Origin of the sequence: Lamprobacter sp., assembly GCF_034860625.1 — a bacterium.
Taxonomy (GTDB): Bacteria; Pseudomonadota; Gammaproteobacteria; order Chromatiales; family Chromatiaceae; genus Lamprobacter.
In genome coordinates this window covers 1-13,801 of record NZ_JAYESN010000107.1, presented here as the reverse complement: position 1 = coordinate 13,801, position 13,801 = coordinate 1, and the positions used below count along the sequence as shown (strand labels likewise).

At 63.5% G+C, this 13,801-nt stretch carries 11 protein-coding genes; 7 read left to right on the top strand and 4 right to left on the bottom strand.

Translation table 11 applies throughout. The features are described 5' to 3' along the window. Positions 1–252 precede the first annotated feature (252 nt). Positions 253–1,728, top strand: coding sequence for a transposase (locus VBE63_RS19935; protein ID WP_323684770.1), 1,476 nt, complete (start codon positions 253–255; stop codon positions 1,726–1,728). Positions 1,729–1,989: 261 nt separating this feature from the next. Here VBE63_RS19935 and cowN read toward each other — a convergent pair whose 3' ends face one another. Further along, complete coding sequence (gene cowN / locus VBE63_RS19930) at positions 1,990–2,271, bottom strand: N(2)-fixation sustaining protein CowN (RefSeq protein WP_323684768.1); 282 nt, start codon at positions 2,269–2,271, stop codon at positions 1,990–1,992. Position 2,272: 1 nt separating this feature from the next. After that, positions 2,273–3,166 (bottom strand): SIR2 family protein, encoded by an 894-nt coding sequence (locus VBE63_RS19925; RefSeq protein ID WP_323684767.1) that lies wholly within the window; start codon positions 3,164–3,166, stop codon positions 2,273–2,275. A gap of 576 nt (positions 3,167–3,742) precedes the next feature. On the opposite strand from VBE63_RS19925, the gene nifE reads away from it, so the two are divergent. The 6 genes from nifE (at position 3,743) to fdxB (ending at position 8,615) form a co-directional block, all read left to right on the top strand. Continuing rightward, positions 3,743–5,197 (top strand): nitrogenase iron-molybdenum cofactor biosynthesis protein NifE, encoded by a 1,455-nt coding sequence (gene nifE, locus VBE63_RS19920; RefSeq protein ID WP_323684766.1) that lies wholly within the window; start codon positions 3,743–3,745, stop codon positions 5,195–5,197. After that, a complete protein-coding gene (gene nifN, locus VBE63_RS19915) occupies positions 5,190–6,623 on the top strand; it encodes a nitrogenase iron-molybdenum cofactor biosynthesis protein NifN (RefSeq protein ID WP_323684765.1) in 1,434 nt (477 codons plus the stop codon). The genes nifE and nifN overlap by 8 nt, the downstream gene beginning before the upstream one ends. A gap of 78 nt (positions 6,624–6,701) precedes the next feature. Continuing rightward, entirely contained in the window at positions 6,702–7,178 is a 477-nt protein-coding gene (locus VBE63_RS19910) for a NifB/NifX family molybdenum-iron cluster-binding protein (RefSeq protein ID WP_323684764.1), read from the top strand. Positions 7,179–7,255: 77 nt separating this feature from the next. Beyond that, positions 7,256–7,750: a NifX-associated nitrogen fixation protein gene (locus VBE63_RS19905; RefSeq protein ID WP_323684763.1), complete on the top strand. Its 495-nt coding sequence runs from the start codon at positions 7,256–7,258 to the stop codon at positions 7,748–7,750. A gap of 149 nt (positions 7,751–7,899) precedes the next feature. After that, the gene (locus VBE63_RS19900; RefSeq protein WP_323684762.1) at positions 7,900–8,115 is read left to right on the top strand and encodes a CCE_0567 family metalloprotein; all 216 of its coding nucleotides are present in this window, start codon (positions 7,900–7,902) and stop codon (positions 8,113–8,115) included. A gap of 191 nt (positions 8,116–8,306) precedes the next feature. After that, positions 8,307–8,615: a ferredoxin III, nif-specific gene (gene fdxB / locus VBE63_RS19895; protein ID WP_323684761.1), complete on the top strand. Its 309-nt coding sequence runs from the start codon at positions 8,307–8,309 to the stop codon at positions 8,613–8,615. 189 nt (positions 8,616–8,804) lie between these two features. Here the strand turns inward: fdxB and VBE63_RS19890 are convergent, their stop codons facing one another. Both VBE63_RS19890 and VBE63_RS19885 read right to left on the bottom strand, forming a co-directional pair. Further along, positions 8,805–9,899, bottom strand: coding sequence for an alkene reductase (locus tag VBE63_RS19890; protein WP_323684769.1), 1,095 nt, complete (start codon positions 9,897–9,899; stop codon positions 8,805–8,807). 131 nt (positions 9,900–10,030) lie between these two features. Continuing rightward, positions 10,031–13,801: efflux RND transporter permease subunit (locus VBE63_RS19885; protein ID WP_323684760.1), on the bottom strand; the 3,771-nt coding region annotated here is incomplete at its 5' end.

Below are 13,801 nucleotides of genomic sequence, written 5' to 3'. Positions count from 1 at the left end.
TATTCCCGAGAGGCCATGGTCTGAGCCATTTGCGCAGTCTCTAACCCACTGAATTGAATGAGCCTGCAAGCCAGGTCAGATTTCGTTTACCCCAGCGGCGAACGAACAATCAATGACTTGCGCGTGACGCTCGGCCGAGAAGGGGAAAAATCACCCCAAGCGCCACGCGGGGGGGTGAAAAAGGGCGGCCACCAAGGGATCATTGTCGCTGTCGAGACGACACCCCTGAAGAGGAGAGACCCCTTGGTGGCCATGACACAAACGAACCTGTTTTCCTGGGACGCGATCGAGGCGCGCAGCGATCTCGATCGCCTGCAGTTAGCGATCGATCATCTCCCCGATGAGCGCCTGGTGCAAGACCTCGAGGTGATGCGTCGACAGGGGCGCAACGACGACCCGGTACGCCCGATGTGGAACCTGCTGCTCGCCGGCATCGTCTTCCAGCACGCGAGCATCGAATCGCTGCTGCGCGAGCTTGCCCGCAATCCCAGCCTCCTGGAGGCCTGCGGCTTCGACCCGCTGCCGATTCAGCGCAAGCCCAAGCCCCAGATCGTGACCGATCCTGAGACGGGCCTCGCGCGCATTGAGGTGCCCGCCCCCTCGGAGCCGGAGCGCGCCGTGCCCAGGAGCTGGAACGTCTCACGCTTTCTGGCCACGGTCATCGAACTCGAAGAGACGCTCGGCATGATCAGCGAGATGGCGGTGATCCTGCGCGAGCAGCTCATGGCCGTGCTGCCCGACTTCGGTGAGCACCTTGGCTTCGATGGCACCGACATCGCCAGTCACAGCACCGGGCAGAAAGCGCGCACGAGCGGTGAGACCTCCGATCCCGATGCCGATTGGGGGCATCACGAGACCCAAGGCGTTGATGCCGCCACCGGCAAGGCCTGGAAGAAGATCAAGCGCTGGTTCGGCTATGGGCTGCATCTAATCGCCGATACCCAGTATGAGATCCCGGTGGCGTTTGCGCTCACGCCGGCGTCGGTCTCGGAACAGCCGACCTTGCGGGCGATGATCCGCGCCACCTTCGCCGAGACCCCGGAGTTGGCTGAACGCTGCCGGGACTTCAGCGCCGATCGCGGACTCGATAGCGCTGAGACCAAGGCGCTGCTCTGGGATGACGACGCCATCCGCCCGCTGATCGACACCCGCGAGCTGTGGCGTGAGGAGAAACAGCATCCGGACGACGACCCGTCCAAGCCCATCACCCGAGCGCTCAACCCCGAGCGGGCTGACACGATTGTCCATACCGAGCAGGGCTCGGTTCACTGTGTCTGCCCGGTAACCGGGGAGCAACGCGATCTGGCCTTTCAGGGCTTCGAGGCCGATCGCAACGCCCTCAAGTACCGCTGTCCGGCCGCGGCCTATGGCCTGCCGTGCCAAGGCCAGGCCCAATGTCACCAGGCCGGTGGTGTGACACCTGGGGAGTATGGGCGCGTGGTGCGCATCAAGCTCGATGAACAGGATCGGCGCATCTTTGTCCCCACGCCGCATGGCAGCCCCAGTTGGCAGCGCGGCTACAACGGCCGCAGTGCCTTGGAACGCATTAACAACCGCATCGATCGCCACTTCGGCTTTGAGCTGCATTTCATCCGCGGGATCGCCAAGATGACCACCCGCGTCGGCTTGGCCATCGCGGTGATGATGGCCATGGCGCTGGGCCATGTCCGACAAGGCCGTCCCGAGCAGATGCGCTCGCTGGTGCAGCCGATCCCGGCGACGGGCTAGCCCGACCCCGCTCAAGCCGTCGGTTTTGGATCGGGGCAAGGCTCCCGAGGGTGGCGCTTGCCTATGATTCGCGAGCGATGAGAATGGCTCTCATCTGAAGCGCCTGCTAGCGCTCCCGCGCGCTTTGGAGGCCCCGTTCGCGCTGCTCCGCCAGCGGAATCGCTCTAGCGATGCAGGGGCTGGGCGGCCGAAAATCGCTACAGCGCAAATGTCTCGGTTATCGCAAAGCTTGCGAATCAGAAGTGCGCTGTTTCTCGGCCTCTAGCAGCACTCGACCTCAAGCGCCTCGAGCATCGTTTCCAGCTCAGCCTCATCCCAACGCTCGAGCAGCTCGCGCAGATGGTTCAGATGGCAGTGGATATGATAGAGCGCATCGTGCTGCGGGCCGTTGCGACCCTCGAGCTTGGCCTCGAAGTAGCTCCAGAACGGATCATCGCGCTCGCCGGCGCGCATCGCCGTGCGTAAAGCGGTGACGAAGCGCTCGGCGTTTCCGTCGCAGTCGATATCGCGGAAGCTGATATAGCGGTCAGGACGCTCGAGCACCTCAGCACCCCGCCTCGGCCGCGCCCGCAACTGCCTCTGCGGTCGCGCTGTCGTTGGCCGTAAATCCATCGGCGGCAAGCAGGTCGTCGATGTCGGCCTCGACGAGCTGGATGTCTTTCTTCTCGCAGTAACGGCGCTCCTTATCGGTCGGCTCTGGGATCAACGCCCAGCCGGCGGGCTCGCCAGCGGCATAGATCACATCTGAGAGCACCATGCGCTCGGTGTCGCGCGTGAGCCGCAGTCCGAGGAATAGGTACTGGCGCCCGACCCGGTATTCCTTGAGGAAGCGCGGTAGGCCGAAGCCACCCATCAGCTCGGTCAGATAGTCGACGAAATCGGCATCTGAGGCGATGTAGGTTGCATCCGGTCGCGGACTGCCGAGGGGCTTGAATAGGATCGGCGCGGCCGGGTCGACTTGATCCTGATCGATCTCCTGATAGCGGTCGCCATCGTAGGCATGGATGCGAAAACGGTAGTCGGTGCCAGCAATCCGCGAGATCCCACGGATCAGCGTATGCGGCCGATCCGCATAGGAGTCCTGCAGCTGGGTATCGCGGTTGATGTCGATCACATAGTGAGGCGCCAGCTTGGCAAGCCAGTCGTGCAGCGGGGCGCGCGTCCACTGGCGCTGGCCATAGGTGTGATCCAGGAACCGGTTGACCGCGCTCCGCCCGCGCTTCAGCTCGACATCCATGGCCGCGCGGGGGAATTCCCACATCAGCCGCTTCGACATCGGCCGACCCTTGTTCATCGCCAGGATCAGGCTGTCGCTATCGGCGGGCATTGAAACCCCTGTCTCGCGCTCGACGACCGGCGCTAACACACCGGGACCGAGATAAGGGATGAGATCGCCGCGGCGCATGGCGTTGGCAAGATCGGAGAGTTCGATGGACATGCGTTTCCTTGGAGGCTGGGGGCAATCCCTACCGAACAAGCAAAGCGAATGCCAATGAGCCAAGTAGGAAGCTCAACACCAATCGAAAGTGCTTAGCAACGCACACCAGGCACCGCTTGCGAAGGTAACCGCATGCTGCCCAGCTTGCTCAAGCCTGATCGCAGCGAGATGGCCCGACGCGCGCCTGATCTGATACGACATGAGGCGTCGCGCACTCAGAATAGGTCACGCTCTGAGCCGCCCCACGGACCATTCACTCTGCCCTGTTGAGTCCCGCCTTCAGGGCCTGGCACCCGAAACCCTGCCCCGCTTCCGGCTCCAAACCGCCGTTCTGGAAGCTGTTGCAAAGGCTGCAACGCGCTCGCCTTGTTCGCTTTGCGACAATCGCGGCAGCGCGACAATGCGCGGCAGCCGATTCGCTAAGTTGCTGATCAATCAACGAACAGAGGCTCAGACGCCTGTCTTTTAAGCTCGCTGGCACGGTCTCTGCTTAAAAGTTATCCATCAGCATGCATCCATGAGCGTGCATCCAGCAGCACCCCCCTCGCCAACGCTCAGCCACCGAGACCCTGAGGCATGAAGCAAAAAGACATCGCCGCGCTCTTGGACGAGCCCGCCTGTGAGCACAACGACAAGGCCAAGTCCGGCTGCGCCAAGCCCAAGCCTGGCGCCACCGCCGGCGGCTGTGCCTTCGATGGCGCCCAGATCGCGCTGCTGCCGATCGGCGATGTCGCCCATATCGTGCATGGCTCCATCGCCTGCGCCGGCAGCGCCTGGGACAATCGGGGCAGCCGCTCCACCGGCCCGACCTTGTACAAACTCGGCATGACCACCGATCTGACCGAGCAGGATGTGATCATGGGCCGCGGCGAGAAGCGGCTGTTCCATTCGATCAAGCAGGCGATCGAGAGCTACGACCCGGCGGCGGTCTTCGTCTACAACACCTGCGTGCCGGCGTTGATCGGCGACGATGTCGATGCGGTCTGCAAGGCCGCGGCTGAGCGCTTCGGCAAGCCGGTGGTCTCGGTCGATGCGGCCGGCTTCTATGGCACCAAGAACCTCGGCAACCGTATTGCTGGCGAGACCATGGTCAAGCAGGTCTGCGGTGGCCGCGAGCCCGATCCGATCCCGGCCGGCATCGAGCGGCCTGGTTTCAAGGTGCACGATGTCGCGTTGGTCGGCGAGTACAACATCGCCGGTGAACTATGGCGCGTGATGCCGCTGTTCGATGAGCTCGGCATCCGCGTGCTCTGCACCCTCTCCGGCGATGCGCGGTTCCACGAGGTGCAGACCATGCACCGCGCCGAGGTCAACATGATGGTCTGCTCCAAGGCCATGATCAACGTCGCGCGAAAGCTCGAGCAGGCCTTTGGTACGCCATGGTTCGAGGGCAGCTTCTATGGGGTTGCAGACGTCTCGCAGGCGCTGCGTGACTTTGCGCGCCTGATTGGTGATCCCGATCTCAGCACCCGCACCGAGGCGCTGATCGCCCGTGAGGAGACGCGCATTGATGCCGAGCTTGAGCCCTGGCGCGAGCGCCTGCGCGGCAAGCGCGTGCTGCTCTACACCGGCGGGGTGAAGTCCTGGTCCGTGGTTTCGGCGCTGCAGGATCTCGGCATGGGCGTGGTCGCCACTGGCACCCGCAAGTCGACCGAGGACGACAAGGCGCGCATCCGCGAGCTGATGGGCGACGAGGCGGTGATGATCGAGGACGGCAACCCGCGCAACCTGCTCGATCTCTACCACCAGCAAGGTGCCGATCTGCTGGTCGCCGGCGGACGCAATCAGTACACCGCACTCAAGGCGCGCATCCCCTTCCTGGATATCAATCAGGAGCGCGAATTCGGCTATGCCGGCTACGACGGCATGCTCGAGCTGGCGCGGCAGATGTGCCTGACCATCGAAAGCCCGATCTGGGCTGCGGTGCGCAGTGCCCCGCCCTGGCGCAGCGCTGGCGGTGGAGCCGCAGCCGATGCGCCGGTTGTGCAATCGCCAGAGACCGAGACTGGAGCGGAGGTGGCCCATGGCTGAGCCCATCATCATCAAGCGCAACAAGGCCCTCTCGGTCGGCCCGCTCAAGGCCAGCTCGACCCTCGGCGCCACCCTCGCCTTCCTCGGTATGCGCCGATCGATCCCAATGCTGCACGGCTCCCAGGGCTGCACCGCATTCGGCAAGATCTTCTTCATCCAGCATTTCCGCGAGCCGATGCCGATCCAGACCACGGCCATGGATCAGGTCAGTACCATCATGGGTGGCGATGAGAGCATCGTCGAAGGGCTGGCGACAATCTGCGCCAAGCATCAGCCAGCACTGATTGGCATCCCGACCACCGGCCTGGTCGAGACGCAAGGCGCCGATGTGCCGCGTGCCATCCAGATGTTCCGCAGCCGGCATCCGGAATACGCCGAGGTGGCAGTGGTCCCGGTCGCCTCGCCGGACTACAGCGGTTGTCTCGAGACCGGATTCAATACCGCCGTCAAAGCGATCATCGACGCCCTGGTGCCCAAGGCCACCGCCGCGGGCACCCGCCCTGGACGTCGGCCGCGGCAGATCAATGTGCTCGCCGGCTCGGCGCTGACCACCGGCGATCTCGAGCATCTGAAGGATCTGCTCGAGCGTTTCCGGCTACGCCCGGTGTTGCTGCCTGATCTGGCCGATTCGCTCGACGGCCATCTGGTGGATAGCGACTACAGTGCCCTGACCATCGGCGGCACCCCGCTCGATGAGTTGGCAACCCTGGGCGACGCTGCGGCGACACTGGTGATCGGCCGCTCGATGACCGGCGCCGCCGATCTGCTCGCCGAGCGTACCGGGGTTCCAGACCACCGATTCCCGCATCTGATGGGGCTGGAGGCGATGGATCGCTTCATCAGCACACTCGCCGAGATCAGCGCCGAGCCGGTGCCCGAGCGCATCGAGCGCCAGCGCTCGCAGCTGCAAGACGCGATGCTCGATGCCCATTTCTCGATCGGCCAGGGCCGCTTCGCGATCGCCGCCGATGCCGATCTGCTGGTCGCCTTCTCGCAGTTGCTCGCCAGCATGGGTGCTGAGACCGTCGCCGCGGTGGCGCCGACCAACGCGCCGAGCCTCGCCGAGGTGGCCGCCGCCCAGGTGAAGATCGGCGATCTGGAAGACCTGGAGCAGCTCGCCCGCGCCAACGGCGCCGAGGTGTTGATCACCAATAGCCATGGCACGCATACCGCGGAGCGCCTTGGCATCCCGCTGCTGCGCGCGGGCTTCCCGCAGTTTGATCATGTCGGCGGCTGGCAGCGGCAGTGGATTGGCTACCAGGGCAGCCGTCAAACCCTGTTCGATCTCGCCAACATCATGCTCGGTTTGCATAAGGGCGAGATCGCGCCCTATCGGTCGCGGTTGAAGCAGTGGCCAGAGGCTGAGCGCCAGGGCGGATCGTTTGACCCATCAATTGATCCTGCAATCGGCGCGGCGGTGGCCTGAGACAGTGCCACAGCCTGTGCGAAACCCGTACTACTTGGCCTGGTTGTTCCTCACAGGACCCGAACGCAAGCCAACACCATGACCATGAAACGCCAGCTCAAGCTCGTCGGTCACGACGACACCGACGCGAACGCCATCAAGGTCGCCTTTGCCACGACTGACCGCAAACGCGTCAATCAGCATTTCGGCGCCGCCGAGGGCTTCGCGATCTACCGCGTGTCAGCCAGTGGCTACGAGTTGCTTGAGGTCGCCCAGTTCGGTCGCCTCGACATGGATGGCAACGAAGACAAGCTCGGTGCCAAGATCGCGGCCCTGTCCGGCTGTATCGCGGTCTATTGTCAGGCCATCGGTGCCTCGGCCATCGCCAAGCTGCGCGCTCAAGGCATCCAGCCGATCAAGGTCGCTCCCGAGAGCTTGGTCAGCAGCCAACTTCACGCCCTCAAGCGCGAGCTGCGCGACGGCCCGAGCGCCTGGCTCAAGCGCGCCATCGAGCAGCAGAGCCCCCGCAGCGAGAGCCGTTTCGACGCCATGGCGACCGAGGCCTGGGAAGAATAATGAAAGCCCAAGCCATGGGCACCTTGACCCGAACACTAAATGAATGGCGATCAATCACAACGACATAGGAGAAGCCCATGACCATTGAGACAGCCGAGCCCGCAACCGCAGCACAGGCCATCGACCCGAATGATCCGGTACTCAGCACCGAGTTTGCCACCGAGATGGCCCGGCAGGTGCGCGCGATCGACCCCTATGGCACCTACGACGACCTCTCTGCGGCTGAGGTGCTCGAGCCCTACGTGCTGACCAAGGAAAAGAAGCGCGAGATCCCGATTGTCGGCGACCCCGACGAGATCATCGTGGCCCGCATCCAGGCCTTCTATAACGCCATCGCCGTGATGATCGAGAAGGAGTGTGGCTTGCGCGCCGTACCTTTACTCCATCTGACCCACGAAGGCTTTGGACGGGTGCTGATCACCGTCGGCAAGCTGGTGGTACTGGATCGCTCTTTGCGCGACGTGCATCGCTTCGGCTTTCCCTCCCTCTCAAAGATGAAGGACGAAGGCGACAAGCTGCTCTCGGTCGCGCTCGAGTTGATCGGCGAGCACAGCCGGGTCGCTGGCCTTTGAGACAGCCCTTTTAGCCAAGCTAACAGCCAAGCCAACAGCCAAGCTAACAGCCAAGCCAAGCGCCAAGCCAACAGCCAAAGCAACTGGGCAAGCCAATCAACATCACCTCAGACACCCCGGCACGGCGTGGGTGTCGCGCGGAGGAACGGATGAGCGACGACGAGATCAAGGCCCTCGAAAAGGCCATGAAGAAGGCCAAGCGCATCGCCAGCGAACGCGCGAGCGAGTTGCACGACCTAGTTGAGGACCGCCTACCAGCGGCCTTCGACGAGATCCCAGCTGTAGCACAAGCGACCTACGATGCCTGCCAGGCCTGGGCTGAGGCAAAAGCTCGGCTCGAGCAGGCGCAAACCGCCCATGCCTGAGTGCCACACCCGGCATAACAACCCTGCACAGCAGCCATGAGCACAGATGATGACGCAACGCCCGCCGCCTCGCCAATGGCCAGAGCCGCTGGTCGTCCCCGTCACGCCCCAAGCAGCCACGCCCCAAGCAGTCATGGCCCTGAGCCGATGGCGACAGGGCGATTCCATCAACCACCCAGCGGAGCAAGCCAATGAGCACCATCACCGGACTCACCCGCGGCGGCGTCCAGTGGACCCCGGCCTTCATCGTCGACCTGAATCAGAACAACTGCATCGGCTGCGGCCGTTGCTTCAAGGTCTGCCCGCGCGACGTCTTCGAGCTCATCGATCGCGATGAGCTGGACCTTGGCGATGACGACGATTTTGATGACGATTTCGACGAGGCGCCGGGGATGGTCATGAACCTCAAGAACACCCTCGACTGCATTGGCTGCGAGGCTTGCTCGCGCGTCTGCCCCAAGGCCTGCCTGACGCACGAGCCCCAAGCGATTGCCGCCTGACACCGCTTGCGCCTCAGCGGGGCGCGCCAGTCGCGCCTGGCGAGCTGTGAGTTCGCCCCCGGCACCAGGCTTTTTCATGGCAGCGAAGGCGCTTACTAGCCGTCTCGCCTTAGAAACTATCCATCAACTTCTTCCCGATTTGAGGATCACTGTCATGCGATCATCGGGATGTAAAAATTAGACAGCGACTTAGCCGGCCTCCAAGGTCGGATAGTCAGTGTAGCCCTCGGCGCCACCGCCATAGAAGGTCTCTGGATTCGGTGGTGTGAGCGGTGCGCCCTCGCGCAGCCGGCGCACCAGGTCCGGGTTGCTGATGAACGGCCGGCCGAACGCGATCACATCGGCCTCATCAGCGGCGATCGCCTGAGGGGCATCTTCTGGACCATAGCCGTTGTTGAGCATCCAACAGCCACTGAAGCAGGCCTTTAGGGCAGCATAATCGAAGGGCCGTTGGGCATCCTCTGGATAACGCGGTCCGCCGGTTTCGCCTTGGATCACATGCACATAGGCGAGCCCGAGCGGGTCGAGCTGAGTCACCAGGTGTTCGAACAACGCCTGCGGATCAGTATCGCGCGCGGTATCGTTGAAGGTCGTCATTGGACTGATGCGGATGCCGACACGATTCGCACCCATCTCGGCGGCAACGGCTTGCATGATCTCGACCACGAGGCGTGCGCGATTGGCGATACTGCCACCATAAGGGCCAGCCCGATCGTTGACCGAGTCGCGCAGGAATTGCTCAAGCAGATAGTTATTCGCCGCGTGCACTTCGACCCCATCGAACCCCGCCTCAAGCACGCAGCGCGTTGCATGGCGGTAATCGTCGATCAGGCCCGGGATCTCCTCATCGCGCAGCGCCCGCGGCGGCGAAACATCGACGAAGCCTGCTGCCGCAAAGGTCTGCGCATTCGGGCGGCGGTCGGTTGAAGAGACCGGCGCAGCACCGTCGGGCAACAGCGAGCTGTGCGAGATCCGACCCACGTGCCAGAGCTGCACGAAGATGCGCCCACCGGCTGCATGCACGGCATCGGTGACCTGCTTCCAGGCCGCGATCTGATCACCGTTATAGATCCCCGGGGTGTCGAGATAGCCTTGCCCCATTGGACTGATCTGGGTCGCCTCGGTGATGATCAAGCCCGCGCTCGCGCGCTGTTGGTAGTACTCGACCTGCAAACTGCCGGGCTTGAGGCCGGCGACCGCCCGGTTGCGGGTCAGCGGCGCCATGATGATGCGGTTGGGCAGGTCGAGTGCGCCAACCTGGATGGGATCAAACAATGTCGTCATGGAGGCTCCTTGGTGAATGTGTTGGCGTCGCTCGGCGATCGAGGCGATCAATTCTCGGTCACGGCGAGCGAAGTACAGGTCCTCATCGGCCTGCTCTTTGAGCCGCAGCTTATCGGGGAAATCGCAGTTCATCAGCCTGATCCGTCATTCTTATCCTTTGCTGGCTGATTTCGACCCGAGCCCTTCGCTGAACGCGAAGGCGCTTCTGAAGACGCCGGTTTCGGCGTGGTCTTACGCGCGGTGCCCTTCTTGGCAACGGGTTTCTTAGCAACTGGCTTCTTAGCCACAGCTTTCTTGGCTACCGGTTTTTTGGCCGCCGCCTTCTTGGCGGTCGCCTGATTAGCGGTCGCCTTCTTGGTCGTCTCAGCAGTTGTCTTTCGAGCTGTCGGCTGTTTAGCAGCCGGCTTCTTCGCAATTGCCTTCTTCGCGACCGTCTTCTTCGCACTCGCCTTCTTTGCAACCGGCTTCTTTGCAACCGGCTTCTTTGCAACCGCCTTCTTCGCGACCTGTTTATTTGCCTGCGCCTTCGCGGTAGCAGTCCGAGCAGTTCCCGCTTTCTCCGTCGTCTGCGGCTGCACCAGTTGTTCCGGCTGCACCGGCTGTTCCGTCTGTTCCGTCTGTTCCGTCTGTTCCGTCTGTTCCGTCTGTTCCGTCTGTTCCGTCTGTTCTAACTGCGCCGACTGTTCCGGCTGCTTAAGTTTCTCCGAAAGTGCTCGCTCCGCAGAATCTGAGCGCTTGTTTGGCTCGACCCCCGACTGAGCATGGCGATCGCGAGTGGGTGTTTGCGGCGATGGCGATGCTCGCTCTCGCATCCGCTCAGCCCGAGCGCTAGGTTCTGGCTCAGGTTCTGACTCTGGCTCTGGCTCTGATGCAGGTTCCGATGCAGGCTCAGCCGTATACCCATCCCAAGGCTCAGGCTCAGGCTCAGTTCCCCATTCAGCTCCCAATCCAGTACCAGATTCGGTTTCAGACCCGGCTCCAGCCCTAGCCGCAGCCCTGGCTAAAATTCGTTGCATCCAATCAACAGCCCACTGTGCCAGCCTGACAAGCACAATGACCCCATTGATCAGCGCCGAGATCACCGCCACCAGCACCGACCAGACAATCATCCACAACGGCAGATCGCCGCCAGAGGTCTGCGCTTGCCGCGTCTCTTTGGTCGTGGACGATGCCATCTCGGAAGCGCTGCCAGCCCCTCCAAGGTCTCGCGCCTCAATGCCGCCCTCGCCGCTACCGCCGCAGCCGAAGCCAGCGCCATGACCACCGCCGCCGTTCCCACCCTCAAGCTCAGCATAGCCCGCCGAGAGCATCCGCTCGCCACTCTCGGTCTCGATCAGATAGAACCGCCGCGTCAGCGAGATGCAGCCGAGCGGGATCACGATCACCGCCATCAGGGTCGCCACCCCAGCACCGAACAGCAGGCTCACCGCCATGCCTTGGAAGATCGGGTCATCGATGATCGCCCAGGCGCCAGCCATCAGCGTCAGCGAGGTGATCAGGATCGGGCGCATGCGGATCTCGGCGCCATCGACCGCCGCCGCGTGCACCGGCTTACCGCGCGCGACCTCGATCTTGACGAACTCGACGATCAGGATCGACTGCCGCACGATGATGCCGCCGAGCGCGATCATGCCGATCATCGAGGTCGCGGTGAACTCGGCACCCATGACCAGATGACCGGGGATGATGCCGATCAGGGTCAACGGGATCGGCGACATGATCAGGCCAGCGATGGCGAAATCGCGAAACTCCCAGACGATCAGCCCATAGATCAGCAGCAGCGCCGCCATGAAGGCGATACCCATGTCGCGGAAGGTCTCATAGGTGACGGTCCACTCGCCCGACCACTCGAAATCGGCCACCGCATCGCTCGTCGGCGGCCCGATCAGTCCGTCTGGCATCCCGCTCATGGTCTCGCCCGGCCCCGGCGGATCATAGCCCTCGAGCAGGTCTTCGACCGCGAACATGCCGTAGATCGGCGCGCCGAGCCGCCCCTCCATCTCACCGACCACATACTCCATCGGGCGCAGATCCTTGTGGTAGATGGTCTGATCTTCCGGTTGGCGCACGAAGCGGCCCAGCTCGGCCAGCGGCACCATGCGGCCGTCCGGTCCACCAATCGGCAGGCTCCCCAGCGCGGTGATCTCGGAGCGATACGAAAGCGGCACCTGGATGACGATATAGGTTGGCTCCTGCACCGTGCCGCGCTTCACATCGCCGACCTTGGTCGTCCCCAGCGCCATCGCCAGGTTGCGGTTGATGGTATCGACCGAGATCCCGCGCCGCACCGCCTTCTCGGTATCGACCTCGAAGCGCCAGGCGTCATAGGGCTCGATCAGATAGTTATCGACATCGACCACGCCCTCCGCCTGCTCGAACATCGCCGTCATGTCCTGCGCGACCTGCCGCCGGACCGCGCTGGTCGGGCCATAGATCTCCGCCACCAGGGTCTGCAGCACCGGCGGCCCCGGCGGCATCTCGACCACGGCGATCCGCGCCCCGAGCCGCTCCGCCAACGGCGTCAGCAGCACGCGTGCGGCGACCGCGATCTCATGGCTACCCCGCTTGCGCTCATGCTTATCCTTGAGTAGCACCAGCAGATCGCCTTCCCAGGCCTGCTCGCGCAGATAGTAGTGCCGCACCATGCCGTTGAAGTTGAACGGCTGCGCGGTGCCGGCATAGGTCTGGATGGCCACCACCTCTGGCAGCTCCTTGAGCTTTTCGGCCAACCGACGCACCACATTGGCGGTCTCCGGCAGCGCCGTGCCCTCCGGCATGTTGACGACAACGCTGAACTCCGGCTTGTTGTCGAACGGCAGCATCTTCACCGGCACGACCTTGAAGTAGAACAGCGTGCAGACCAGCGCGGTCGTCACAATGGTGCCAATCAGAAAGGCCTTGCCCAGCGTCCGGTTCTCGATCAGCGGCATCACCAGCGGCCGGTAGAAGCGGCTGACGATCTCGCGCGTGCGCTGCTCGCGACGCTCGGCGCTCGCCAAGGCCTTCAGCCGCGGGCGTACCCGCAACGCGAACCAGGGCGTAAAGACGAAGGCGGCGATCAGCGAGAAGAACATCGCCGAGGAGCCGAGCACCGGGATCGGGCGCATGTACGGCCCCATCAGGCCGCTGACCCAGCCCATCGGCAGCAGCGCGGCAATGATGGTGAAGGTGGCGAGGATGGTCGGGTTGCCGACCTCATCGACCGCGGCGACGGCCTCGGCGATGCTGGTCTTGCCTTGCTCCAGCCAGTGCCGGAAGATGTTCTCGACCACCACGGTCGCGTCATCGACCAGGATACCGATGGCAAAGATCAGCGCGAACAGGCTCACCCGATCGATACTGTAGTCGACCATCCAGGCCCACCAGATGGTCAGCAGGATGACCACCGGAATCACCGAGATGACGACGATCGCGGCGCGCAGCCCCAAGCCGACCAGGCAGAGGATCGAGACGATCAGCGCCGCCTCGAACATCGCCTTCAGCAGTTCATTGACCTTGTCATTCGCGCTCTGACCATAGTTGCGCGTGACCTCGACCTGCACATTGGTCGGGATCATCCGCTGCTCGAGACTGGCGAGCTTCTCGAGCACCGCCTCGGCCACCGTCACGCCGTTCGCGCCCTCTTTCTTGGCGATGGCGAGCGTCACCGCCTGCGCGCCATTCGCTGGATGCTCGCCCTGATAGGCCGGCCCGGTCAGATGGGTCACGACCTGCTCGGTCTCCTGTGGCAAGGGCCGCACGCGGGCGATATCTCGGATGTAGATCGGCTGACTGCCCTGGGAGCCGACCACCAGCCGTTCGATGTCATCGGCATCCTGCAGAAAGGCCCCGGAATAGACCTTGTACGAGGTACCGCCGCCTTCGGTGGCGCCAGTCTGGGTCTCGGCATTGGCGCTGCCGGA

Bases quoted from the DNA above. Each gene is read 5' to 3' on its own strand.
- VBE63_RS19935 (WP_323684770.1), top strand. From the start codon at position 253: ATGACACAAACGAACCTGTTTTCCTGGGACGCGATCGAGGCGCGCAGC.
- VBE63_RS19925 (WP_323684767.1), bottom strand. From the start codon at position 3,166: ATGTCCATCGAACTCTCCGATCTTGCCAACGCCATGCGCCGCGGCGAT.
- nifE (WP_323684766.1), top strand. From the start codon at position 3,743: ATGAAGCAAAAAGACATCGCCGCGCTCTTGGACGAGCCCGCCTGTGAG.
- nifN (WP_323684765.1), top strand. From the start codon at position 5,190: ATGGCTGAGCCCATCATCATCAAGCGCAACAAGGCCCTCTCGGTCGGC.
- VBE63_RS19910 (WP_323684764.1), top strand. From the start codon at position 6,702: ATGACCATGAAACGCCAGCTCAAGCTCGTCGGTCACGACGACACCGAC.
- VBE63_RS19905 (WP_323684763.1), top strand. From the start codon at position 7,256: ATGACCATTGAGACAGCCGAGCCCGCAACCGCAGCACAGGCCATCGAC.
- VBE63_RS19900 (WP_323684762.1), top strand. From the start codon at position 7,900: ATGAGCGACGACGAGATCAAGGCCCTCGAAAAGGCCATGAAGAAGGCC.
- fdxB (WP_323684761.1), top strand. From the start codon at position 8,307: ATGAGCACCATCACCGGACTCACCCGCGGCGGCGTCCAGTGGACCCCG.
- VBE63_RS19890 (WP_323684769.1), bottom strand. From the start codon at position 9,899: ATGACGACATTGTTTGATCCCATCCAGGTTGGCGCACTCGACCTGCCC.